Annotated in this window: 21 protein-coding genes; 7 read left to right on the top strand and 14 right to left on the bottom strand. The window is 44.2% G+C overall.

All coding sequences use genetic code 11. The features are described from left to right. Window positions 1-4 precede the first annotated feature (4 nt). The 8 genes from BGP15_RS10050 to BGP15_RS10085 form a co-directional block, all read right to left on the bottom strand. A complete protein-coding gene (locus BGP15_RS10050) occupies window positions 5-1,402 on the bottom strand; it encodes an MFS transporter (RefSeq protein ID WP_286769423.1) in 1,398 nt (465 codons plus the stop codon). 27 nt (window positions 1,403-1,429) lie between these two features. Beyond that, window positions 1,430-2,599 carry a glycoside hydrolase family 130 protein gene (locus BGP15_RS10055; RefSeq protein WP_112374618.1) on the bottom strand — a complete coding sequence of 390 codons (1,170 nt, stop codon included), beginning with the start codon at window positions 2,597-2,599 and terminating at the stop codon, window positions 1,430-1,432. Window positions 2,600-2,641: 42 nt separating this feature from the next. Then, window positions 2,642-4,426, bottom strand: a complete 1,785-nt coding sequence (locus tag BGP15_RS10060; protein WP_286769424.1) for an acetylxylan esterase — start codon at window positions 4,424-4,426, stop codon at window positions 2,642-2,644. Next, window positions 4,423-5,409: a glycoside hydrolase family 5 protein gene (locus BGP15_RS10065; RefSeq protein WP_286769425.1), complete on the bottom strand. Its 987-nt coding sequence runs from the start codon at window positions 5,407-5,409 to the stop codon at window positions 4,423-4,425. The genes BGP15_RS10060 and BGP15_RS10065 overlap by 4 nt, the downstream gene beginning before the upstream one ends. Before the next feature lie 8 nt (window positions 5,410-5,417). Continuing rightward, entirely contained in the window at window positions 5,418-6,572 is a 1,155-nt protein-coding gene (locus BGP15_RS10070; RefSeq protein ID WP_286769426.1) for a glycan-binding surface protein, read from the bottom strand. Between the two features lie 23 nt (window positions 6,573-6,595). Next, complete coding sequence (locus BGP15_RS10075) at window positions 6,596-8,368, bottom strand: RagB/SusD family nutrient uptake outer membrane protein (RefSeq protein WP_286769427.1); 1,773 nt, start codon at window positions 8,366-8,368, stop codon at window positions 6,596-6,598. 16 nt (window positions 8,369-8,384) lie between these two features. Continuing rightward, window positions 8,385-11,582, bottom strand: coding sequence for a SusC/RagA family TonB-linked outer membrane protein (locus BGP15_RS10080; protein WP_286769428.1), 3,198 nt, complete (start codon window positions 11,580-11,582; stop codon window positions 8,385-8,387). Between the two features lie 185 nt (window positions 11,583-11,767). Beyond that, a complete protein-coding gene (locus tag BGP15_RS10085) occupies window positions 11,768-12,640 on the bottom strand; it encodes a helix-turn-helix domain-containing protein (protein ID WP_112374614.1) in 873 nt (290 codons plus the stop codon). Between the two features lie 90 nt (window positions 12,641-12,730). Here BGP15_RS10085 and BGP15_RS10090 point away from each other — a divergent pair, with 90 nt between their 5' ends. Continuing rightward, window positions 12,731-12,907 carry a hypothetical protein gene (locus tag BGP15_RS10090; protein ID WP_286769429.1) on the top strand — a complete coding sequence of 59 codons (177 nt, stop codon included), beginning with the start codon at window positions 12,731-12,733 and terminating at the stop codon, window positions 12,905-12,907. On the opposite strand, the gene BGP15_RS10095 is transcribed toward BGP15_RS10090, so the two are convergent. Continuing rightward, window positions 12,896-15,244 (bottom strand): TonB-dependent receptor, encoded by a 2,349-nt coding sequence (locus BGP15_RS10095; protein WP_286769430.1) that lies wholly within the window; start codon window positions 15,242-15,244, stop codon window positions 12,896-12,898. The two genes, BGP15_RS10090 and BGP15_RS10095, sit on opposite strands and share 12 nt — an antisense overlap. Before the next feature lie 148 nt (window positions 15,245-15,392). Here BGP15_RS10095 and BGP15_RS10100 point away from each other — a divergent pair, with 148 nt between their 5' ends. From BGP15_RS10100 to BGP15_RS10110, 3 genes are all read left to right on the top strand, one after another. Then, on the top strand, window positions 15,393-16,487 hold the full coding sequence (locus tag BGP15_RS10100; RefSeq protein WP_286769431.1) for a surface glycan-binding family protein: 1,095 nt from the start codon (window positions 15,393-15,395) through the stop codon (window positions 16,485-16,487). A gap of 396 nt (window positions 16,488-16,883) precedes the next feature. After that, complete coding sequence (locus BGP15_RS10105) at window positions 16,884-17,444, top strand: Crp/Fnr family transcriptional regulator (protein WP_145328455.1); 561 nt, start codon at window positions 16,884-16,886, stop codon at window positions 17,442-17,444. A 67-nt stretch (window positions 17,445-17,511) separates the two neighbouring features. Continuing rightward, window positions 17,512-17,901: a RidA family protein gene (locus tag BGP15_RS10110; protein WP_286769432.1), complete on the top strand. Its 390-nt coding sequence runs from the start codon at window positions 17,512-17,514 to the stop codon at window positions 17,899-17,901. A gap of 392 nt (window positions 17,902-18,293) precedes the next feature. Here BGP15_RS10110 and BGP15_RS10115 read toward each other — a convergent pair whose 3' ends face one another. The 5 genes from BGP15_RS10115 to BGP15_RS10135 all read right to left on the bottom strand — a co-directional run bounded on the left by BGP15_RS10115 (window position 18,294) and on the right by BGP15_RS10135 (window position 21,590). Next, window positions 18,294-18,509, bottom strand: a complete 216-nt coding sequence (locus BGP15_RS10115; protein WP_145328457.1) for a hypothetical protein — start codon at window positions 18,507-18,509, stop codon at window positions 18,294-18,296. Then, window positions 18,510-18,914 carry a DUF5675 family protein gene (locus BGP15_RS10120; protein ID WP_286769433.1) on the bottom strand — a complete coding sequence of 135 codons (405 nt, stop codon included), beginning with the start codon at window positions 18,912-18,914 and terminating at the stop codon, window positions 18,510-18,512. It lies immediately after the preceding gene. Between the two features lie 2 nt (window positions 18,915-18,916). Next, window positions 18,917-19,561: a DUF6266 family protein gene (locus BGP15_RS10125; protein ID WP_088161345.1), complete on the bottom strand. Its 645-nt coding sequence runs from the start codon at window positions 19,559-19,561 to the stop codon at window positions 18,917-18,919. A 489-nt stretch (window positions 19,562-20,050) separates the two neighbouring features. Then, window positions 20,051-20,458 (bottom strand): helix-turn-helix transcriptional regulator, encoded by a 408-nt coding sequence (locus tag BGP15_RS10130; RefSeq protein ID WP_286769434.1) that lies wholly within the window; start codon window positions 20,456-20,458, stop codon window positions 20,051-20,053. A 1-nt stretch (window position 20,459) separates the two neighbouring features. Continuing rightward, entirely contained in the window at window positions 20,460-21,590 is a 1,131-nt protein-coding gene (locus BGP15_RS10135) for a hypothetical protein (RefSeq protein ID WP_286769435.1), read from the bottom strand. Window positions 21,591-21,841: 251 nt separating this feature from the next. Here BGP15_RS10135 and BGP15_RS10140 point away from each other — a divergent pair, with 251 nt between their 5' ends. The 3 genes from BGP15_RS10140 to BGP15_RS10150 all read left to right on the top strand — a co-directional run bounded on the left by BGP15_RS10140 (window position 21,842) and on the right by BGP15_RS10150 (window position 24,021). Then, the gene (locus BGP15_RS10140; protein ID WP_286769436.1) at window positions 21,842-22,243 is read left to right on the top strand and encodes a hypothetical protein; all 402 of its coding nucleotides are present in this window, start codon (window positions 21,842-21,844) and stop codon (window positions 22,241-22,243) included. 51 nt (window positions 22,244-22,294) lie between these two features. Then, entirely contained in the window at window positions 22,295-23,305 is a 1,011-nt protein-coding gene (locus BGP15_RS10145; RefSeq protein ID WP_286769437.1) for a helix-turn-helix domain-containing protein, read from the top strand. Between the two features lie 494 nt (window positions 23,306-23,799). Next, the gene (locus tag BGP15_RS10150) at window positions 23,800-24,021 is read left to right on the top strand and encodes a hypothetical protein (protein ID WP_145328470.1); all 222 of its coding nucleotides are present in this window, start codon (window positions 23,800-23,802) and stop codon (window positions 24,019-24,021) included. Window position 24,022 lies beyond the last annotated feature (1 nt).

The following is a 24,022-nucleotide window of genomic DNA, read 5'->3' on the forward strand; positions in this document are numbered from 1 at the left end:
TAGATTAATTGCGACGCTCCTCAAGCTCCGCAGTAATCTTTTGCATCCTCTTTTCTGTCAGCGGATAAAAGCTGATAAACAGGATTGATAAGAGTGTTCCTATTGCCGGAAATAGGCTCAAAAACATTTTTATACCACTAAGCGTCTCCTCGGACTGTAGTTGATTGGCCTGGAAACCAAAATAAGCCAGGAGCCAGCCCGTTACCGCTGTTCCAAGTGCCCAGCCCAATTTTTGGCTCATGGAAGAAGAGCTAAAAATTAGCCCCGTTGCCCTATTTCCCGTTTTCAACTCAGAATAATCTACACAGTCAGCATACATGGACCAGAGAAGTGGAAATACAGCCCCAGCACATATACTGATCATAACCTGTAGGCCAAAAATTCCCCATAACTGGCTTTTATCTAGCCAGTAAAAAAGTATACTTCCTGTAGTAGCCAAAAGCATAGTTAATATAAAGGTGTTTTTCTTGCCAATTCCATTACTTAATGGGGCCGCCAAAATTACACCTAGAATATTGGCAGCCTGCCCCAGGGCTAGGTAGAGTCCACTCAATACAAATGGAATGTTCAGAAGTACGATCTGGCCATAATTTTCTTCGTGTACGTAATATTTGAAATAGTACAGTGCTGCGCCATCCCTTACCGAATTGAAGACCAACGTGGAGACTCCCGCTCCCAATAAAATCCACCAAGGACTATTATTCAGCAGATCCCTGACATCCTGCTTTAAACTACTTTTACTATCCGTTACTGGTTGGACCCGTTCGCGTGTCCAAGCAAAACAGAGCAGAAATAGAACGACGGAACAGAGCGCTATAACAGCCACTGCCATCACCCAGCCCTGCTGCTGGGCCTGAATATCCTGCCTGTGGCCACTGAAAAAATTGACCATTGGATTGAAGAGCAATAACGTTACGAAACTGCCAAGATATGCAAAGCTCATTCGGAAGGTGGCCAGCACACTCCTGGTTTTGGGCGACGAACTTATTACCCCCAATAAAGACGCATAGGGCACATTAATAGCCGAATAAACCATCATCATGACCGAATAAGTAAGATAAGCATACACAACTTTTCCACTTTCAGCGAGTGCAGGGGTATAAAACGTGAACACACCAATTACACCAAATGGTACCGCAACGTACAGTAGGTAAGGTCTGAATTTACCCCATTTCGATTGTGTACGATCGGACAGTACACCAATAATAGGATCAAACAAAGAATCCCAGACGCGCGTGACCAGAAACATGGTGCCGACCACTTTTGCTTCCATCCCGAATATATCTGTATAGAAGAACATGAGATACATGCCAAACAATTTCCAGAACATGGACGAAGCAGCGTCCCCTAGTCCATAACCGATTTTTTCCTTTAATGTAATACGCTCCGTTTTACTCATCATTCTCGTTTTGCAATAAATTTAAACATTTTATTGTGCTAAGTTCTTCGAAATAATCCCGACAAGTGTTTCAACCGATGTTTTTGATCGCATGCCATCTCCAGTTGTAGACAAGCAGTAGTCCAACAGTTTTTCAACCGAAGATACGGCCACATGCATACGGGTATCACTCGAGGCATAATAAAGATAAACTGTACCATCATCATCTGCAATCCAGCCGTTACTAAAAAGCACGTTTGAGACATCACCAACGCGTTCCTCACCCATTGGAGCCATCAGATGACCTGCCGGTTCGGCAATCAGTTTTTCTGGCGCAGCAAGATCAGTCAGATAGACATACAGGACATAGCGCAGTCCAGCAGCACATGCGCGCACGCCGTGCGCGAGGTGCAACCAGCCTTTGTCTGTTTTGATAGGTGCTGGCCCTTCTCCATTTTTCAGCTCTTTGATCGTGTGGTAATACCGATGGTTTATGATTCTTTCCTCGTATACTATTGCATTCTCCATGCTATCTACCAAGCCCCAGCCAATACCGCCGCCACTTCCGGTATCGATAAATCCATCCTGCGGGCGGGTATATAAGGCATATTTACCGTCGACAAATTCGGGGTGCAGAACCACATTTCGCTGTTGGCTCTTGGATCTCAGATCCGGTAGCCTTTCCCAGTGTTTTAGATCTTTTGTACGCACGATTCCTGCTGCGGCCACTGCCGAAGAAAGGTCTCCGGAAGCCGCTGCCGGATCTTTCCGTTCGGTACAGAAAATACCATAAATCCAGCCATCTTCATGGGCCGTCAGGCGCATATCATAGACATTTGTATCCGGATCATTCGTCTCGGGAAGATCGACCGGAAAATCCCAGAACTTAAAATTGTCAATTCCGTTTGCGCTTTCAGCTATTGCAAAGAAGGACTTACGGTCATTTCCTTCGACCCGTACGACCAATACGTATTTATCGTTCCACTTGATCGCACCGGCATTAAAAGTTCCGTTAATACCAAATCGTTCCATCAAAAATGGATTGCTTTGCTCATTTAAATCATACCGCCAGAAAAGCGGGGTATGAGCTGCTGTCAAGACAGGATGTTCATAGCGCTGGTAAATACCGTTGTGCTCCTTCACAGGATGGTTTTTTCTTTCTAATAGGGCAAAGTGATCTGCTTCAACATCTTTTAGACGTTGTTCAAATAGTGTACTCATGATTCGAATTAAATATAAAGTAAGTTCTTTTTTATGTTTTATTTATCTTGATTGTTCAACATGGAGGACACGTCTAAAGAGGTCCAATCCCGCGACATGAAATGCATTTCCGGTGCTATGTCCATGCAATGGAAAAGCCATCCAGGATTTTTCACTTTTCACCTGATTATACGCTGCAAAATTGATATGTGGCGGGCAAACATTATCCTGCACCCCGATTCCCATGACCAATGGCACCCGGATACGGGAAGCCAGATTTTTAATATCAAAATAAGAAAGGGTCTTGTACACCTGTTTCCAGCTCAGTTCCGGGTGTTGAGCCCTGTAGTGATCTACATCCGATTTTGGCCAGGGTGCAATGTTGAAATAATCCTGAAAATCCGATAGAAAAGGAATACCAATTGCCAGTGCTTTTACACGTGAATCCAGCGATGCCGCAACAACCGACAATGCACCCCCCTGACTCGATCCACGCACAGCAATACGTTCACCATCAATTTCATCTCTTGAGCTGACAAAATCCAGTGCACGCAGCACATCCATAAACGCCCCGCGATAGTAATACGTTTCTTTACTGTCTATGCCATAGGTAAACCAAGTACCGAAATGATTTGATTTTTCATTCAATGCCTGTCCCCGGATGGAAAGTACAAAATAGGCGAATCCATCCCAGCTCTGATTCGGAAAATAAGGTTTTGATCCATAGCCCATATATTCGACAATGACCGGGTGCTTTCCTGCCTTTTTAGGTTTAGCGTAGTAGCCCATAATAAGCTCATTATCCAGCGAACGCATGGACACATGGTACATTTCATAATCCAGCTTGGACTGCTCCGGAATCAACATCAACTGATAATCAGGCTTTATGTTAGCGAGCTGGGCTTTATTTGCTTTCCAGAATTTATCAAAATCTGCTGCCTCATCGTTTGGCGAAGCAATCTTTTCAGGCTCATAGCCCACATTGACCTGTTCTTCCAGTTTGTGTCCACCGTCGATCTCCACAGACACCTTATAGCGGTAAAATCCCGGTTCGACATTCTTTAATCCAAAGGTACCCAAAGGAGCTGTTGCATGCGCAGGAATATCGACCTTCAATTCCTGTGATTTGATCGGTTTGTACGCATCCGTCGTCAACGAAATTTTCAAGGTTGCCTTCAGTGATTTTTTACCTCTATTTTCTATCGTTGGCGCTATAGCGATACTATCCTTGCCCAGGAAAATATAATCGTCATCCAGGACATTGACTTTCAGCTTCAGTTTATCCACTGTTGAGGCCGGTTGTACCTGCATAACCGCTGCATTTAAGAAGCCGCCATTGGCACTCCAACCATCAAAAAATTTGATAGCAATCACATTTTCACCGGTAAGGTCAAGCACTTCCAAGGGGACGAAATACCGGCGTTCATGATCAAAGTAGCCAGCGAAATTATGTGGAAATTCTCCCGTTTTACCAACTAAATGACCATTGATATACACCTCCTCACAGGCGGCAAATTTACCGAGATCAATTTCGACACCTTCAGCCTCGACAATTTTCTGCTGCATCTGGGCAGGAAAAGCCAGTTGCTTGCGATACCAGCCAAAGCCCTGTTCCAACAATTTCCCCTGTTCTTTGAGCGGTTTGTTGGATACGACCGTTGCCCAGTGTTTATCCCGGTAATCTTTCGTGTTCCAGCTGCTGTCTCTTCCCTCACCGGCATGAAACCTCCAATCGGTACCAAAATCATGTGTTACGCTATTTTTAGGCTGCATCTGTGCGTGACATTCTAGTAGGAATGCTGCTCCGCACAGCGACATTAACAGGGCAGTTTTTATAGAGTTGCTCATTTATTGATCGTTTTTAAATCTTGTCTCACCATTTTTCCCCAAGGCTTGAGCTGCTTGTCAGACCAGCCATTTGCCGGCACCAGCTGATCCGCAATCATGGAGCAGCTTTCATTTTTATCAGCGATAGACCAGGCTATCCAGCTGATTTGATGCTGAGCCATCCATTCCTTCCAGATTGTCCATTCCTTTTGATCTATCGGTCCGTCACCATCGGCATTCATCCCTGCACATTCCGACACAAAAATCGGAATACCTTTGGCCAGGGCATAATCAGCACGGTCACGTAGAAACTGCTTATGTGTACCTGCATAGAAGTGTACTGTATACATCAGGTTGCTGAATCCTTCGATAGGGTTATCAGCGACCAAGTGTATATCCTGATCCCAATTGGGGCATCCGACCAAAATGATATTATCTGGGTCTATGGCCCTAATAACGGGGATCACTTCCTTTGCATAGGCTTGAATTTCGTCCCAGCTTGTCTCCATGGGTTCATTGAATATCTCATAGATGACATTTGGATAACGCCCGTACTTGCTCGCTACAGTGCGAAAGAATTCCTTTGCCTGCTGCGTATGCAGATGGTGTGCATGCCAATCCACAATCACATATACGCCCGCTGCTATTGCCGCATCGACCACGGCATATAATTGCTTGAGCGCTGCCTCAGGATTTTGTAAGTAAGCCTGGTCAGGCTCTACACCGATAGCAGCACGGACCACCCGAACATTCCAGTCTTTTTTAAGCCAATTGATGGTCTCGGCAGTATAAAAGCGCGGCCACCAGTTGTGCCAGCCCAGGCTGACACCATGGAACGCCAGCGTATCGGCGTGGGCATCGACCAGCGCTGTACCCGATACACGGAGCTGACCATGCCTGGCGACAACTGTTTTGGAATTAGGCTTGGTGTTGATCCATGCAGACCGACAGGCCACCGTCAGCAACATAGTCACCATCAGTATGTAGTATCCATATCTTTTCAACTGAGCTCCTATTTTTTAACGATCCTGAAATTGCACACGCTGAAGTCGTCATTGACATCGACAGTAGGTTGGTAAGAGAAAACAAAGGTATTCCAACCCGTTTTCAGATAGGTCCCATTACCCTGGGAGGCATCTTTATAAAATTCTGTCAAATCAACGCGCATCGTCTTCCATTGGCCATACGTATTCAGGGCACCATTCTCGGCAGGATTGTAACGTGTCTCCTGTCTGTCGCCGCCCAATATAAAATTCCCCTGGCTAATCGAAGCCGTACTTTTGGTGTTGATCTCAAATTTGACATAGTAATCTTTGGGATTGGCCAATACCGCAGCTTCATTCAAATCAAAACCTGACCAGAAAATACCGTTCCAGGACCAAGCACCGAAAGATTGACGGATCCGCAAAAAGCGATCAAAGCCGGGCAAAATGGCCGGGTCACCGCTTGCTTTTCCATCGGTAACGTAGGCGGACAAAGATTTGATATCCAGCATGGAAATTCCTTTCTCTCTAAATTTTACTTGTCTCGGCACCTCAATCAGTGGGCTTGAAAACGATAGCGTTGCACCATCGGCCGTACTGGAAGGAAAAATAAAATAGACAGAGTCTGCGACACTGCGAAGAGGTTTGATTTCAGTGTTATTAAGTAAGAATTTTCCCTCCAATACATCCAATTTATAGAGATCCAAATATTTACCTACGAGAATGGCCGTATCTCCAGCAGCAACAAACTCATTGTATAGCCCTTCAATCACCAGATTGGGAATTTTTACTTCAAAAGGAAATTCCGTAATTCCTTTTGCCGTCTCCACAGTTACCTTATTATTTACCTCAGTCGGAACGATACGCGGTATAGGTAACGTAATACGGGATCTGACAGCATAGACCGTCGCTAGGTCTACCTCCACATCGTTTAATTTTATGGACTTAAGCTCAGCAAGATTATTACCCTGTAAGACGATCATATCTGTAAGCGCTGCACTGGTAATTGTCGCATTGAGATCTGCTGCTGTTGAGACTTTTTCGATAACAGGTGGGCCATCTGAGCTCAACTGATCGTCATAGCCGTCGTTATAGTTAACAATATCCTTCTGGCAGGAGATCATTCCTAGGGAAAGGTAACCTGACAATATGGTAAATAATATGGATTGATTTAATAATTTCATGGTTATTCAAATTTAGGTTTACGTTAGTTCCAACCGGGATTATTTGAAGTGATTGTGGTATTGACGCCCACTTCAGAATTGGGGATTGGGTAAAGCAAATGCTTTTCAGTGCGTATTTTCACAACCCCCACCTCATCGGTTCCACCAATTTTATTCATCACATCAAGGTAAATCCCCCAACGGATCAAATCCCAGCGGCGGTCGCCTTCCAGTGCAAATTCCATTGCCCTCTCCTCTAGCACTGCAGAGCGGAATCCGCTTTGATTATCGATATTTCCATCTCCAGTGAGTCTACGGGGCGTCGCATTGCTTCTTTCGCGTACCTGATTGAGCTTTGCCAAGGCCAATGTACGTGCTGCGGTACTGTTGTCTGCCTCATTGGCAGCCTCTGCATAGATGAGTAACACATCCGCAAATCGAAGGAAATACCATGGTGCATCTGTACGTTCCAGCTTATTGTTGCTCACATCACTATATTTTGTGAGATAAGCCAAAAAGGCCGGTGATTTTTCACTTCGGTATTGTGCGCCGTCATTAAACGGTGCTACCGGCGGTACCCAATTACCCTTATCATCAGTATAGCCCTTTGCTTTGTTCGTATACTCTTCGTTATTCGGGTAATACGATCCGCCACCCCAGCTGGAATCATCTCCTTGTCTGATCCAGCGGTGAATCACCCCTTTTACCACGCGCAAATCTTTACTTTCAAACAATTTATACCAGTGATCGCGCATGCCCCACCATAGCCCGGTCTGTATGTTACCTTGATCATTGAAGGTTCCATTATAACCTTGTGAAAAAGTGACCCCATACTTTTCATCAGCAGACATAGACTGTAAAGTCCATATATGTTCGGTTTTATTTTTATTGGCGCGCGACCAGAGGTTATCATAGCTCAGCAAACTATAATTGCCATACTCCCCATTAATGACCTGCAGCGCCTTGTCACGTGCTTTACCAAAATACTCTTTTGCATTAAATCCTTCATAACCGGCAACTACCTTTTTAGAAACCACAAAAGATACAGGATTGGTGTACACCTTTTCACTGCCATTCATGCTGTAAGGCTGCCCTCCTCTTACGGTAACGTTGCCTGATGCCAAAGATCCTGAAGCCATGGTAACATAAACTTTTGCCAATAAGGACGCGGCCGCTCCTGCTGAAGCTCGCCCTTCCTGAAATTTGCTATCCGTGTTTTTATAGAGCAATCCTTCGGCCTTGGTAAGCAATTCGATGATATGCTCATACACCTTACTGATCGGCTGGCGTGGCTGATTGAGATCAGCACCGGAGTTGACGGAAGCATTACGGATGGGCACTTCGCCAAAGGCACGTACCAAAAGAAAGTAAGAATAAGCCTTTAGAAAATAGAGCTCACCGATCCCGTTGTTTTTGGCTGCTTCCGAAGCTTTGGTCATGGGTTCGATATTTTCTAGCGCTAAGTTTGCCCGATGAATAATGGCATAAGGCTTTTCCCACATAGCAGAAGTATATTCATTGTTCTGAAAATTTCCTGCACCCAAAGTTCCAAATGACCAATCCGGTCCAGTCATGTAATCACAGTCAAATTCCAGTGCTGGAGGAAAAAGGTTCCAGCGAAACATATCGTCAAGCAGTTTGCTATAAGTTCCTACAACCCATTGGTTGACCCCTTCATCCGAATCCGGAATATCTTGCGGATCTATAAAATCAAACTTTTTTTCTTCCAGCATTTTCTCACATGAACTTAATCCCGCAAGACTGATCGATGCCAATAAGGCATATTTTATATATTGTTTGTAATTTTTAGTAGTCATGATCATCATAATTAGGTTAAAAATCGGCTTTAATTCCCAGTGAGAAAGTTCTGCTACTTGGATAAGAATAAATATCCACCCCTTTCCGCGAAGCGTCACCACCAAATGCATTTACATCCGGGTCGAACCAGCTATAGTCTGTGATAGTCAAAAGATTGGTCGCACTTGCATAGAGATAAAGCGAATTAAGCCCTTTAAACGGTGTCTTAAATGTATAACCCAGATTGACGTTCTTTAGCCGAACATAAGAGCCGTTCTCAACATAACGATCCGAAGTTAACATGGTACGGTTGTACGTGGAGACCGCTTTAGGCCATAAAGCGTTTTCCTTGTTTTCTTCCGTCCAGCGCGTGTTATAAATATCCTGTGTGATATTACCCAAATTGGCCATTTTCATATCGATCAGGTTGCCATTGAAAATATCGTTACCGATAGATCCCTGCCAGAAGAAACCGAGCGTAAAATCCTTATATTTAAAATTATTGGTCAGACCAAAAACGAAATCTGGATTTGTATTTCCGATTATTGTACGGTCACTAGCTGTAATTTGACCATCACCATTCAAGTCGCGGTATTTAATTTCGCCCAGTTTGGACCGCACAACGGCATTGCTGGCGTTAGCATAAGTCTGATCTGCACGAACTTCGGCTTCATTATCGTAGAAGCCATCTTCGATATAACCGAACATAGAACCTATCGGCATGCCATTTCGCTGGATAAAGATGTTATCGGCATTGTACCATAACCGTTCGGCAAAGCGATCTGCTGCAAGGCCACCGATTGCATTCCGATTGAATGAGATATTAGCATCGATATTCCATTTAAAGGCATCGCGGTCAACAGCAACGAATTTACCTGTTAACTCAAGCCCCTTATTGGTGACATATCCCGAATTGACCCACTGTGTTCTCATTCCGTTGCTTGAAGCAATATTTACATTCTGCAACAGGTCGTTGGTCTTTTTATAATATGCATCGATGGTAAATTGGATACGGTTATTTAGAAAAGCCATGTCCAATCCGAGGTTATACTGGTCTGTGGTCTCCCATTTGAGATTTTTATTTAATGCACCACGCCAGTCTACCTCCGCAAAACCACTGCTCAGCGCTCCGCCCAAAGGATAGTTGGCTACGGCCAGATAAGCTCTTGTCTGATACGCATTGACGCCCTGATTACCCGTACGCCCATAACTTGCACGCAATTTTAGATCATTGAAAACACCAAGATTTTTCACGAATTGCTCCTCAGAGATTCTCCAGGCCAGTGCTCCGGAGAGAAAATTGGCAAATTTCTGTCCTTCGGTCAATCGACTCGAACCGTCACGGCGAAAAGATGCTGTAGCGATGTACTTACCTTTGTATGAATAATTTGCCCTAGCTAACACAGAAGCCAGCTGCGTCCGCCCACGGCTACTCACCAACGGGCCTGGATTTAAGCCCGCAGCCATATCAAACTCGCCTGTAATATCATTCGGAAAATTGGTAGCTGTCATGGATTTGGCCGAGTAATTTGCCTGCTCATAGGTAAAACCTGCTACCGCATTTAGGCTATGAACTTGCTGAAAAGTTTTATCAAAAGTTAGCAAGGATTCACTCGTTAGACTCTGGTACCAATTGTCACTCTGTCCGGCACTTCCATTTTTTGGCGTTCTTCCCTCCTGCGTATTGCGGTTATAATACGTATTTCGGTTATTATTGGAGTACGAAAATCCCAAGTTCTGGCGGAAGGTTAAGAATGGTAATAGCTTGACACTTGCGTACGACGAACTGAAAACATTGTTAGCCCGCAGCTGATCCTTCGCTGTATTGACATAAACGCCCGGGTTGGAAGCCAACCAGTTCAGCTGATCCGACTCTATGGTACTCATGTCAGGGCCATAAGTCACAGGAAATATCAATGCCGAACGAATAATCCCGTAATCGTATGCATTTGATTTCGCAAAATTCGTGAGTCCATTTGTATAGTTGATATTGGCACCCAGTTCAAGCCAAGACCTCACTTTTCGACCGATATTAGTACGTAGGGCAACGCGTTGGTAATCTGAGTTTTTTATAGTTCCACCCTGATTCAGAAAATTTCCTGAAAACATGTGCCAACCTTTTTCACTGCCACCTGATACACTAAGATTATATTCTTGGGAAAATCCATTTTGATAAATTTCATCCTGCCAGTCAGCCCCTTGCACCAATGTCTGATTACCATACTGATCGGTACGCAGCCCCTGATTTAAAAAATCTTCCGGTGAGGGCTGATATTTTCCCGATGTCGTTACCGGCTGGCCGTTTATTGTCGGATAGGACCAGGTGCCCGGATAAGGTAATAGCTGATAATCCACTCCTTCATAATTTTTACTATTTACAGCCTGTTCGTTAATATAAGATGCATAATCGAAAGGTCCGAGCATTTTGACTTTCCGTCCAAGTGTGGCCATTCCAAAATTAGCATTTAGCTCAACCTTTTCGTTTCCATTTTCACCTCGCTTTGTTGTAATCAATACCACCCCATTTGCGCCCCTTGAGCCATAGATAGCTGTAGCGGAAGCGTCTTTTAACACTTCGATCGATTCAATATCATTGGGATTGATCGATGCAAGCGCATTAGCGGTTTGGTTATTATTTTCATTGGCACTGCTCGCTGGTGTAGAAGCCATGTCAAAGGGAATTCCATCAACAATATAGAGGGGCTGTGAATTTGTTGAGAAGGAGTTCGTTCCCCGTATGGTAATAGAAACACCTGCGCCAGGAGCGCCATCATTCTGGTTGACTGTAACGCCTGCCATACGCCCCTGTAGTGCCTGGTTGATACTGGGAGCGGGATTTCCCGCCAAAATATCAGCAGCCTTCACTTGGCTTACGGCTCCGGATAGATCTCTTTTTTTCACTTTGCCGTAACCTACGACGACGACCTCGTCCAAGACATCCGATTTCGGATTTAGAAAAACTTTGATTGACTCCCGAGTGGTGACTTTTAAAGTACGAGTCTCCATACCTAGAAACGATACATAGAGATTATCCCCTACACTGACCTCAAGTTGGTAATTTCCCTTCTCGTCTGTCAGCGCAGTTTTTCCTGCGCCACTGCGCACTGTCGCACCGGCTATTGGTAAATTGGTTTGTTGATTAATTACCTGTCCCGATAGCTGCAGTTTCTGGGCAAAAGTAAGCATCGGAGTAAGGCCAGCAACCATACAGGCATAAAAGATTTTCTTGATCATTTTTGAGTTCCCTTAAAATTGGTTATTTAAATTGCTTTAACTTATTCCAAAACTAAGGAGAATGCATATTCAAGGATAATACTTTTTTATCTTCTTCTTATGCTATTTCAACCAACAATGGCTTTCATGACTTTTTAAAGTGAGGTATGGCCTATATTTTTTTAACAGCATGTATGGCCTGCTGTTCACAAATAGAATTTTGAATTTCGGTATTTATTCCGGAAGTCCGTTGGAGTTGCTCCCTTTTTCTTCATAAAGATCCGATTAAAATTGGACAGATTGTTAAACCCCGACAATAATGCGATTTCGGCAATACTGTGTGTTGTATCGACAAGCATGCGGCTGGCGTGTCCCAAGCGAATATCATTTAGGGTATCGACAAAAGTTCTGCCCGTACGTTGTTTAAGAAATCGACTTAAAGACACATCCGTCATCCCAATCAGATCTGCCGCTTCACCGAGAGACACTTCTTTCTGATAATTTTTAGAAAGGTAACGCAATACTTTTTCGACACGACGACTATCGTGTTTTCCGGTACTACTATGGAAAGAACGGCTGCAGAGTTCCCTCATATTTTCATCCTGCGACAACTTAAATAGGATATCATACAAACCAACGACAGAATAGAAACCGTCTTTTTCATGGGAGAGCTTTTTTATGGCTTCCTGTACAACCAAAATTGTTTGCATACTGAACGTCACGCCGTACACCGCTTTTTCGAACAATTGTTTAATCGAACGAAATTGATTTTTATTGAGCAGTGTTTCACCAAATAAATCTGGCTGGAACTGTATGGTGATCTCCGAAATATTGGTAGACTGACATTTGTGATCAAACCACCCGTGCTCCAGATTCGCATTTGCGATCAGTGTTAATTCAAGTTCATCGATTTCCTCTATACTGTCCCCTACGATGCGTTGTGCGCCAGCAGCATTTTCAATGAAGTTGAGTTCAAATTCTGAATGTACATGAATTGGAAAATCAAAACGTGACTTCTTTCTGGCAAATACCATGAAACAATCTTTATCGGATAGTGGTGTGACTTCTCTTAATATCATAGACGGAATTGAAAGGCGAATTGGACTTAAATAATAAATGTCCAAATGTCGTTTATTTTTTTTGAATAAAAAAATAGCTGGTGGCGGACAGTGCCATCTACCGATGATGCGGCCTGTCAGAAAACTGACGAGGATACCCGGCGCAACTGTCCATACCGTCTGCAGCAAATCGCCCAGCGAGCTACTGCCCCAGATGGAACAGATCGTGCTCCCGAGGGAAGAGATGTCATACGCTTGACGATTAAACCAAATTCTTCAGAGCAATAGCTTCAATCCAATGGAAATATTCCGTCCCGGAAGGGGGGCAAGATATTTGAGTATGGAATTTTGCGGACGTGCTTCTACATTCAATAGATTATTGCCTGAAATAAAATAGACAAACTCATATCTCTTTATATTTACCTTATAACCTAATTGTCCTGATAACAAAGAATAAGCTGGTATCGGCGGCTCAATATTGATGTTTTTACCCAAATAACGCTGTTTCAGATACTGATCAAAATTGGCGTTCCCAAAAAACTTTTTATATTGAAGTGCAACCGACATTCCATACCTACTGGTTGGTAGGTTGGGCATAAAGTCACCTTCTGCCCATTTGCGCATGTTGTCATCCGAAGTATTTATATTTTTGACGAGATCAGCGAAAACATTTAACGCTACATGACAATCTGCTGCCCATGCATCGGTATAGGCTCCCTCTAGCTCCCAGCCCTGAATTTCGGTATCTGAAGCACGCCATTCCTTGACCAAAAAACCTCCAGAACGAGAAATGCCTGTATGGGCCAAATAGAGGTAATCTTTAAAAAAACTGCGGTAATGTGTCGCCGACCATTTGAATCCACCATATTTTAGCCCTGCAGATAACTCATAAGAATTTGAGCTTTCCTTGTTCAGTCGATCATCTCCATTTTCTTCTACCAGGATGGCAAAATGATCATTTCCGGCATAAAGTTCATTGACCCCTGGTGCGCGTTCTGCGTGTGAAAATGTAGCTTGTCCATAGGCCATGTCAAAAATTGAATACTTGATATCTCCCGAAAAATGGTTTAAGCTAAAATCTCGGGCTGAAAGATTACCTCCGGCCATCCCCCTGCTGCGCTGATAAGTGGGATCGCTCAATGTACGCCGCGCAACCCAGTCATGCCGATAACCTACATGAAGGGCAACTGGATTAAGTTCTATTGTCTGCAAGGTAAAGATACCTCCTTCCCGACTCAGATTATTGGGGATATAACGCCGATCGCCTTCTCCCCTTAAGGCCACAAATGAAAAATCAACCCCACTCGTCCCAGACCAAAAAGGGTTAAACTGCTGCGTTATCTCCGATCGAAGTGCATGACGCTCACTATCGAACTTATTGACACGGTACCTGCCCAAGAGCTCCCGATCGTCCGAAACCTCACCGCGGTAGTTAAATTTAACCGCCGAGATCAACTGTGTTTTTGGCTTAAAAGCAGATTCTACCTGCCAGACATATGAATAGCTGCGCGTATTGATCGGTTCATATATCGGGGTCCAAACTGTCGTGTGACTATGGACAGGCTTATTGCGCTGCGCAAAACCGGGAATACCATAATAGCTTTCAAGCGCGTAAAGACCCAGACCTAGCTGAAAGTTGTCTCTGATATAGCTGACACCTGCATTGACAGCATTTCGCTCGGCATGGCTATTGGGCATCACGCCAGGCTTGACCGGTGCGTAATCTGTAATCCCATGAACGACTTCAGTGTAAAGTGGCGTGTTGGGATCCTGCCCAGCGACATATTTGTCATTTTGAGGGTTTAGCACCTTTGATCCATTGATAAAGGAATAATTTTCAAAGGTATACAGATCGGCTTCCGATAAGCCCCACTTTGGATCGCCCATATGCTCGATCACGAACTGGCTCAAATAGGGATATAGCGTCAGATTTCGAATGGTCTCCCGATCGACATTTACCTGTGCCATTGCGGCGGTCAAATGATCGATCTTTGGATCATAAGCAATGGCTGCTTTTGTATTGCCCGGGATCTTGAGATTTCCGTGCCTGAGCCTCATTGCGCCAATATGTCCCACCCAGTACTTTCCGATGTTTGCATTGAAAGCCATCGATTGGCTGTTGCCATTATTCGTTCCTAACTCCGCATTGGCCTGACCTGCAATCTTCTTGGGCAGCCGATTCATCGGAATGGTGTTGTCTTTCACATTGACCGCTCCACCAATGGCCTTTCCTCCGAATAATACAGTCGCAGCACCCTTGTACAATTCTATTTCGCGTAGATTGTCCATATCGAAATTGGGGTTTAGGTTTGGACTGATCCCCGACAAATCATTGATCGAAAGCCCGTTGGATAGCACACTTACCCTGCTACCACTTAGACTCCGTATCATCGGCATACCAGAATTGGGGCCAAAAGAAGCATTTTGTATCCCAGGGATATGGCTCAATGTTTCACCAAGCGTTTGTGCCTGTATACGATCGAGCTGCTTTCGATCCAGCCTCGTCTTTTGCCCATGGGCCGGTACAAGGCCAGTGGTCTCCGCGGTGGGAAGCGTATAGCTTCGCAATGTATCCATTGCTGGTTTACGCTGTGATCGCACTGTTTGTGCGATAGATAATAGCATTAGAGATGCTAAAAAAACTTCTTTCTGATACCTCAACATCGTGTAGCCTATTCCTGTTTGAGCTGCAAAATTAAAAAAGAAAATTACAAATGCAATATGGTTGCATTAATAATTTACAATCGCTACCTTCGTCAAAAATTTACAGCACATGAAATACATCAACACAAAAATCGCCGTTGCGGCGGCACTGATTCTGATGCTCGGAGCTGCATCATCCTGTAAAAAGGAAACAGCGCCTACGCCCACTGAGATCTCGCTTTCGTTACCATCGCAGGTCAGCCTTCGCTACGGCGAAACACAGGAAATTAAGCTGCCGAAAGACCTAGCTGCAAAAGCAGGACTTACGTTCAGCTTTGACTTTTCCCAGATTACAGACATCAATTTAGGCAACGGGATTAAACTCAGTGATAAATTGAACCAGGCCATCAAATTTGACAATGAAAAACAAAGCATACTGATCAACAGCTCCCTACTCTATCCAAACGGAGCTCAATCGAGCAGCGCACGGATTCCCGATGATTATAAAGTCACTGTCATAGCCAAAGAATCTCAGGACAAAGTTGTAGGGAAAGAAAGTTTTTCGCTCAAGATAACGGCTGGATCTATTGCCATCAAAGGTTTAAAAAATGGCAACGAGTTGCCTTATTCATATGTACTTTATGGCGACCAATCTACTGATTTTGAAATCGATCCGCTGGGCCTGCCAACTGCTGGCGCGAGCTTTCAGTTGGTTAAAAAGGATGGACAAGAAAACATTGCTTCAATAACAGGTACGCATATCAAATTAGCAAAGGATGTGGGAGATCCGGAAAAAAAAGCTGAAAAATCTTTCGAGTTGACTCCCGAGCTTATAAAAGATGGCTTTCCTGTCGCCGCCACGACTTTCAGGGTCATTCTGATTCCACAAATTAAATTTTTGTTTGGGCAATATTATCCCGATCTAAACTTGACCATAGACTTTAGTCTAATCCATATCGGACTCTCAAATGGTTATGTCTCTGCAGCGCCAACACTGTATCCTGAAAAATATAAATCTGCTTTTGAACTGGTTTCCATACAAAAAGATGGACTCGCATTTACAAATAGCGAAAAGCTGTTTAGTGTAAATGCCGAAACAGGCGTTGTTTCCGTGAAAAAGAGCGACAGTTTAAAAGCTGGCAGCTACAAGATAACCATAAAGGCCTTGACAACGACAGGGCTAGAATTTACGGCTAGTCTCACTTTAGCCATGTCTGAAGGATAATCGTACTATCCTGGTTTCATCCCAAAGCCATACGCATGATAAAAGCGCACTGCAGGAGTGCGCTTTTATCATTCATGCCATCAAGTATCACTTTCGATCCCTATTGTTCCAAAATCAACCCTTTTTCACACCGGAATTTTTGATTGACACAACAAACATAAATCACTTTAAATCAACAACAAATACACAAAACATATTAGACCGACAGCTGACCGAAAGGCATCGGAAAACTGACCGATTACAGACCTGATTTGATTTCACCTGAAGTTTTTTTTGACCACAAAATTGCCTACATTTGACTGCTAAATAATAGCAAATACAGCAGCAATTAACTCGGGATTTTATAGCATTCCATTAGCTGGATCGATAAAAAGACCCGGTTAAACTTCATTGATTATGGATCATAACATCAGCCTTGAAAACGATATTTTTCGACATATTCCGCTAGAGCAGCACATAGCGATTCAACAATACTTTAAATACAAAACCTACAGAAAAGCCGCTTTTATTATTCAACCGAATGATCTGGTAAAAAATCTGTATTGGATACAATCCGGATTGGTCAAACTCTCCTACGAAGATGAAAATTGCAGGGAGCATATCTTATCATTTGCCTTCGAAGATTGGTGGGAAACGGATTTTTCGGCATTTTATCACCAAACCCGGTCAAAACTTTATTTACAATGCTTAGAGCCTACAGCCTTATATGCTTTATCTTATGCGGACTACCAGCGTATCGTTCAGCAGTATAGTCTGTCGAACTACTTTTTACAAAAATCAATCAATGGGCATATCGCCAATCAGCATAGAATCCTGTCCTTGTTGACAGACAGCCCAAAATCCCGTTATGAACTTTTTATAAGCTCTTATCCTGCTTTGGTACAGCGCATCTCCAAAACGGTTCTTGCGCAGTATTTGGGTGTATCAAGAGAAACGCTCAGCCGAATTTACAAATAGTGATTTCAGTCACAGGTTTATTTTTAGGTATCTCTCGAACTTTGTAGGCATTAAAAAAACAATGACTATGCAAAAGAGAACAATCAATCCCTGGAAGTGGCAAGAGCAACGAAATTATGTGCAAGCGGTAGAGGTAAAAGATGTAAGTGGAACATTATATGTTTCAGGACAAACCGCAATTGACGAAAACGGCATCTCAAGTGACGCTGATATGCGTACGCAGCTATCGCTCGCCATCGCCAATGTGGAGCGTGTCATTTTAGAAGCAGGATATGAAATTCGCCATATCGTACGCTTGAACATCTACACGACATCTTCTGCCGAATTATTTCAAAATTTTGATCTATTTCAAACATGGGTTCAAAAGAACCAGCTACAGCAAGCCTCCACTGTGATGGAAGTAAAACATCTTTTCGAAACACTTCTGGTTGAACTAGAGGTTACAGCTGTCAAATAAAATCATTCACTTGATTACCTACAACGGGCTATTCATTACTGGCAAATACCTGCTTTTGATCGTATTTTCATCGGGACCTGATGGGATTATCCCGATGAAATCCCGATGCCAAGCCGATGAGATCTACTGGAAACGCAGGAGATGATCAGCAGAATGACCGAAGCAGTTCGGGATTTGACTAAAAAACGTCTCCCCGTTAAGGGAGACGTCTTCAATAAGCTGGCTAAGGTTTCCTATGACCTGCCTTTTTATTCATACGCCCTAAGAGCCTGCTCGTCGCAAAGCTAACAGCCGTGCCCAGCGCAGCTGTCAACACCGTTTGCAGCAAATCGCCCAGGGAGATACTGGCCCAGATGGAACAGATCGTTCCCCCGAGGGCAGAAATGCGGATATCATTGATTTTCATCAGCATCACTCCTTTCCTTGGGCAACATCGGCAGGTCGGAATTATTTTCAGGTGGAGGCTTTTCCTCTTCCATAACTGTTTCCAATATACCCAGTCCCACAGCGATATATTTCAAAATGTTACCCGCCTTTCCGGGCCATTTAACGGGAGCCGCAAGAACCACCTGCAGCACCTTTCCTATTTTGTTTAAGATTTTTTTCATTTATCGAATATTCAAATACACTTCATCCCCCATATCCCACAGGCTATACACTAGCGCTTTAAGTTTTGCTAAAGCTTTACCGCTGTAATCCCCTCGACCTTCACCCGTTAAGGTGTTGACCGGAGCAATGCAGCCCTGCAATTCTCGGAGCGCATCGTTGGCCGCATGGATCAGAATTGCTTCACGGCCGAGCACCATCGGAATACCGATCTGCTCACCATGCTTGGGGTAACGCCGTTTTTCCAGCTTGTACCGACCTACTGGAATACAGCTTATCCGCGGAATGTTATTTCTGTCGGGCAGCTCGATGGTATGACAGATTTCTTCACCCTGATACGTAATGGTACCGTTGGTTCCCTGTGCTCCATATTTGCGTTGGAGCAGCAGAGTGTGTTGAATAGCCATATTTAGCTAATGGATAGTTTGCCCAGATAGAAACTCGGAGAGGTCTTGACACCATCCTCATGACCGGTAAATACCCAGCCTTCCAGCGTGTCACCCGAGTAGCTGGCAGGTAGCTTGAAACTCAGGCTTGCTTCTTCGCGAGTCGCAGACTCTAGGATACTGAAGAAATTCTTGTTGCTGTTGTACATCAACAGAATAACCGAATCACCAGCGAAAGCGTTAAACTTGTTGAGCTCCGCCTCCCATGTCAACGTGATCTCCTGCGGAAAAGCTTCTGACCATTCGGCACCCATCAGATTGGCCAACGAGCCCTTGGATATAAGCACCTTCCCATAATCTATTTCCCATGCTGGGTAAGTGCCTTTGATGCCACCATAGTTCATGAGATATTGCAGCGCCTTGTTGTACCCCGTTGCTTTGCCCTGCAATTTATCCGAATAGCCCAGGTTGAGTAAATCCTTGATGGGCGAAAGAAAAGCTACCGCCGTTGCGAATTTTGTACGCTGTGCGACCTGTCCTTCACTCGCTTTTTTGTTTGTAATCTTGGAGAGCGAGCGGACATAATCCACACCTCTCCAACTGCTTCCTATTACACTTCCCACTTTCCCAGAGTAGGCACCGTGTATACCTTTTAAGAATCTTGCCATGTTTATACATGTTTGATTAATAAATAATTACGACTGTCATGAGCAGTCTTTGTTTTGCTAGCGAGAGCTAAATTAAGGCGACTTTTTTTTGTAGGCGAACAAGTACAGGGAATGATATTATACGGCAGGCAGTGCTGTCATTGCCTGTCAACTTTAACAAATAGGCAGATGCTCGGCTGTCCTTTGGGTAGTTATGGGATTGCCTTCGGGAGGTATTCGGCACAGATTGCAGACAGCTTCGACACAGCCTCGGCTGCTGTTCGGGTATTGTTCGGGTGCTGCTCGGCTGGGAGTCGAAGCCCAGTCGAAGAGTTGCCGAAGCTCGCCCGAAGGAGCGTCGAACATGTCCCCTAGCTGTATCGGAGCAGAGCCGAAGGCCAGCCACAAAGTTCCCGAACCTCTGCCGAACCATACCGACGTGAAAGACCTTGTGTTTGCCGGCTCTCTGAAAATTAAAAAGGAGCCGAAAGGCCCCTCTTTGACAACTCGCTATATCCGCCCCTTCCGCCTGCTTTCTTCCAGTTGCTGGTGTAAATCCGACAGGTAATAATAGTGCCGCTTGCCCAGCTTCCTCGGCCTGAGCTTTCCTTCACGGACCAGCCGGTAATACTTCGATTCTGAAATACCCAATTTATCGAGCACATGAGCGATATCGAGCATATGATCCAGTTCGTCGGCTGTATCCAATGTTTCAGCGGGAATCTTATTCATTTCTTCCGTTATATGCTTCAATATCGCTCTCAGTAAGGAGGTTATGACCTCCAAAAGGTCACATATGCGATTCAGTAAATTTAACATAACCATGCAATTAGACATGCTGGTCGCCGAAACAAGCCGCTTTGCACAATGGGCATTGTGCAGGGGCTCCATCACCACAGCTTTAAACAATACATCCATTTTAAGCCAGATTAAATTCCTCTTCCAATTTATTTTCATCTAGCGTATCTATTATTCCCCAAAAATTATTGATGTTGTTGCGTAGTTCACGCGAAGGCGTAACCAGAATTTTGAGTTTTTCCTCCGGCAACAATCTATGTAGTTTCTGTTTTATTTCAGCATTAAGCTCCAACATGGTGGGCCGATTTACGGGCACGCGAAAAAAGAGCATATTAACATACACTTTTGCCCGTATTTTGACCAACCATGGATTTTCCCGCAGCACTTTGGTCGTCACGTCTATCCGACAAAACTTGCCATCATGCAGATACACATCTGCCGTACGTTGTTCTTTACAGATGATTACCGCGTGCAGACATTTTATCGTTTTACCTCCTATCGTTTCTTCACCCTCCCATTTGCGCAAGAGATATACCATCAGTGCCAACCGATCCCGATTGCGTTGCCATAGGCTGAGCAGCACAGCCTGTGATTCCGCTTTTGTCAAAGACGAGAGATCCATCGTTGCTGTTTGGGCGTTATTCCAGGAGAGCTGCCGTGTGCTCTTTTCCAGCTGGTCAGTCGTATTTTCACGGACAGCTAGATTTTCACGCATTCCGGATCCGATGTCTAACAGAAGTGGTGATGGACGTCTATCGAGCCGAGTTTTAGACTCCGGTAGATGAACCGTCAGCAGGGCAAGGGATTGCCAATCCAGCAATACCCATTTCGGAAAACGGTACACAAAAAGTATATATGCGATCACTATCGGAAAGAAAAACAAAAAATCGGTTGTCAGATACCATCTCGAAAGCACGATTAATCCCGGCCTATCCGGTAGCAATACTTCGAGTACAACTCCGTGAAGAGCCAGTACAACGCAAATTGAGCACAGCAGATAAATCATAAAATTAAGCTTACCGTTCCTACTGAACCGTTTCCGAAGGACCAGAACTGTATGCATATAGCTGATCAGCAAGGCGTAGACCAGCAGCAGCAAAACCGTACCTATCCATACAGCCATAAAGCGTTTGTTATGGACACGTTCAACCACTTTACTACCAGCAGAACCCAGATTTATGATCAAAGCAATGATAAAGCAAAAGAAAATGTAAAGCGGATAATAGAATATTCGGATCCATCGGACGCTCACAATTTTTAATAAATACGAAAACAACCTTTTATTTTTATTTAATTTACCCGATGGCATAATGGTTACAAATTGGTTAGGCGATTGGCTTAAAAAAATACTTATCTCAAATTTACAAAATTTCTTTTAAATAACACTTATTTTCTCTCTGAAACATTCCGTCAAAATTTACGGAAAGCTGTCATATCTGTTCCAAACACTTGCTTTCCGTGGTTTTAGCCGATTTATTTGTGGTTTTACGAAATAACAAAAATATGAAAAGAACATTTGACCAAGCGGGTGTTAACGACCTGCAACAGTTTGTATTGGCCACACCCCATGCCGACCGTCTTGCGATGATCAACTTTGTCATGAGTGACCTCGCTGGCTTTATGCTGGCCTATTTTGATCTGCGCCCCAGCCAGATCCAATATCTGAACAATATGTCTACGGCACTCAAAACCGAGCTTAGCATTGGAATTGCCGACAGCTGGAACAACGGACTGGCCGTTGCCTTCCAAAAGAACAGCAGTTCGGTCGATGAAGAAGAAGACACACCAAAGGATATCATCCTATCCCGATATAATTCATCCAGTGAACTACCTGTTGCAAACAGTTTGTTGCCGACAGGTTATTTTTCTATCCGCATTGTTTACCGGAATGCGACAGGAAGCTGATCCGCGTTTCTCCGAAACAAACGTGGAGTATTCCCCAAAATCAACAGCCACATGCAAACCGCATCATTCAAGTTGGTAGAAGCAGAAATGGATTTTGTGAGCAAGAGTACGCTCACAAAATCCTTTCATCAACGGTTACCCGGTAGCCGAACCCGACTGCTTTGCAATCAACAAATTAGCATCTTTGAGGAGTATCTGGAGACAGGAAATCTGGCGAGCTATTGCTACCAACTGGAGGTGAGCAGCCCAATAACTATCCGCTTTGAAATATGCAGCCCACAGACCCATCTGCTCTACCATCTCGCCGGGCGTGCGTCGATCCATTACAGCCAGCCGCAGGTCAATGCCGAATTTATTTTCCGCCCCCAACATGGCGCATTTTTTTATGCCCCTGAGACGATAATTGCGCTAAAATTCGAACCGGGAAAGTATCATATTCAAGGATTTACCCTCCCGCTAGATCTGCTGCACATCGGTGGTATAACTGGTTTTGAGTATCTCTCCAGCCTGATCGCTGCACACAAAGGCAAACTCGCACAGTACCGTGTCAGTCTTGACTTTGCAGCTATGGAGCAAACACGACGGATATTCTCCGAACTTACGGAAGAGCTCAATAAAAAGCCCCTGATCCCTAAAAGCATTATCCTCCATACGATTCAGGATCTGCTCCTTTTGAGCAAAAATAAGCTATTGAAAGCCGCAGGGTTGCTGAGCCACCAAGATCTTTTGGTCGAACAGGCAAGGGAACTGATCAGTAAGCGCATTGCAGAAACCGAGGAAATGACATGGATAAAAGATATCGCTGACAGCCTGCATATACAAGAAGATCAACTCAATAGATACCATATGCAACGCTATGGAGAAACCCTGTTGCAACACCGTAATCGAGAATTGCTAAAAAAGGCAAAACACTTACTTTGTCAGGGTTTACGCGTACATCTTGTGTCAGACTTATGTGGCTTTGGCCAAATTTCAAGTTTCAGCCGGTTTTTCAAAAGTGAGAGCGGACTGTCTCCAAAAAAGTTCCAATATCAAATGCGCCCTGCAAAAGACAGCAATTAGGGAGTAGATTCACGGATTTTGTCAAATGCTGATACGGTTTGTGTCAAATTATGCACTCCGGCTATATCTAGCTTTGAATCAGTGAACCAAATACCCCTAGGACTGGGTGAATTTATAAACAGAAAAGTATGATCAAGCAAGAGCATATACAACGTACGGAACGAGTCAGGATGCATTCTTTAAACGAGCAACCATTTGCCGCGGATTTGAGAACCCCGCATCGGCAATGGCCTTCACAACTGGTGCAGGGAACGTATACTGGTTTGGCCAAGATAAAGCTTTTGCGTCAAGCAACCTGCTGCTGTGCCGGCCCTGTACGTGACCGGCATGGACGCCGGTTTGCGACATTCCCGTGTGTCGGTACGGTATAGCAATTACTTAAAAAGGACTGGCCCAGTACGGTGTTTCGGTCAGCCCGGCAGAATCTGTGAAACCTGATATATTGACGATGTATCTGATTAATTAACAAGATTTGACTAATTAAATTTTGCAACATGGCACTATTTCAATTAAACAATCAAAGCGCACCAGCAGACGAAAGTAGCTATTCATTAGCTTCCGGTACTCCTAGTTGTGTCGGCGACCAACGCATTTGTACAATTACTGCAAATGACAATGGTGCGGGACAACCAGAAATAGATGAAAATCTATTAAGCGAAATGGTTACCGCTTTGAATACGCACAGTAATACGACAAACGTTAAACTGAAAGCTTAAG

This window comes from Sphingobacterium sp. 40-24, from assembly GCF_001899705.1.
GTDB lineage: Bacteria > Bacteroidota > Bacteroidia > Sphingobacteriales > Sphingobacteriaceae > Sphingobacterium > Sphingobacterium multivorum.

What these genes read in the sequence shown, in the direction of transcription:
- BGP15_RS10115 (WP_145328457.1), bottom strand. Translation starts at nt 18,509, where the DNA reads ATGAAAAAAATCTTAAACAAAATAGGAAAGGTGCTGCAGGTGGTTCTT.
- BGP15_RS10130 (WP_286769434.1), bottom strand. Translation starts at nt 20,458, where the DNA reads ATGGATGTATTGTTTAAAGCTGTGGTGATGGAGCCCCTGCACAATGCC.
- BGP15_RS10100 (WP_286769431.1), top strand. Translation starts at nt 15,393, where the DNA reads ATGAAATACATCAACACAAAAATCGCCGTTGCGGCGGCACTGATTCTG.
- BGP15_RS10070 (WP_286769426.1), bottom strand. Translation starts at nt 6,572, where the DNA reads ATGAAATTATTAAATCAATCCATATTATTTACCATATTGTCAGGTTAC.
- BGP15_RS10085 (WP_112374614.1), bottom strand. Translation starts at nt 12,640, where the DNA reads ATGATATTAAGAGAAGTCACACCACTATCCGATAAAGATTGTTTCATG.
- BGP15_RS10125 (WP_088161345.1), bottom strand. Translation starts at nt 19,561, where the DNA reads ATGGCAAGATTCTTAAAAGGTATACACGGTGCCTACTCTGGGAAAGTG.
- BGP15_RS10150 (WP_145328470.1), top strand. Translation starts at nt 23,800, where the DNA reads ATGGCACTATTTCAATTAAACAATCAAAGCGCACCAGCAGACGAAAGT.
- BGP15_RS10050 (WP_286769423.1), bottom strand. Translation starts at nt 1,402, where the DNA reads ATGATGAGTAAAACGGAGCGTATTACATTAAAGGAAAAAATCGGTTAT.
- BGP15_RS10110 (WP_286769432.1), top strand. Translation starts at nt 17,512, where the DNA reads ATGCAAAAGAGAACAATCAATCCCTGGAAGTGGCAAGAGCAACGAAAT.
- BGP15_RS10060 (WP_286769424.1), bottom strand. Translation starts at nt 4,426, where the DNA reads ATGAGCAACTCTATAAAAACTGCCCTGTTAATGTCGCTGTGCGGAGCA.
- BGP15_RS10095 (WP_286769430.1), bottom strand. Translation starts at nt 15,244, where the DNA reads ATGCTATTATCTATCGCACAAACAGTGCGATCACAGCGTAAACCAGCA.
- BGP15_RS10140 (WP_286769436.1), top strand. Translation starts at nt 21,842, where the DNA reads ATGAAAAGAACATTTGACCAAGCGGGTGTTAACGACCTGCAACAGTTT.
- BGP15_RS10075 (WP_286769427.1), bottom strand. Translation starts at nt 8,368, where the DNA reads ATGACTACTAAAAATTACAAACAATATATAAAATATGCCTTATTGGCA.
- BGP15_RS10145 (WP_286769437.1), top strand. Translation starts at nt 22,295, where the DNA reads ATGCAAACCGCATCATTCAAGTTGGTAGAAGCAGAAATGGATTTTGTG.
- BGP15_RS10120 (WP_286769433.1), bottom strand. Translation starts at nt 18,914, where the DNA reads ATGGCTATTCAACACACTCTGCTGCTCCAACGCAAATATGGAGCACAG.
- BGP15_RS10080 (WP_286769428.1), bottom strand. Translation starts at nt 11,582, where the DNA reads ATGATCAAGAAAATCTTTTATGCCTGTATGGTTGCTGGCCTTACTCCG.
- BGP15_RS10105 (WP_145328455.1), top strand. Translation starts at nt 16,884, where the DNA reads ATGGATCATAACATCAGCCTTGAAAACGATATTTTTCGACATATTCCG.
- BGP15_RS10055 (WP_112374618.1), bottom strand. Translation starts at nt 2,599, where the DNA reads ATGAGTACACTATTTGAACAACGTCTAAAAGATGTTGAAGCAGATCAC.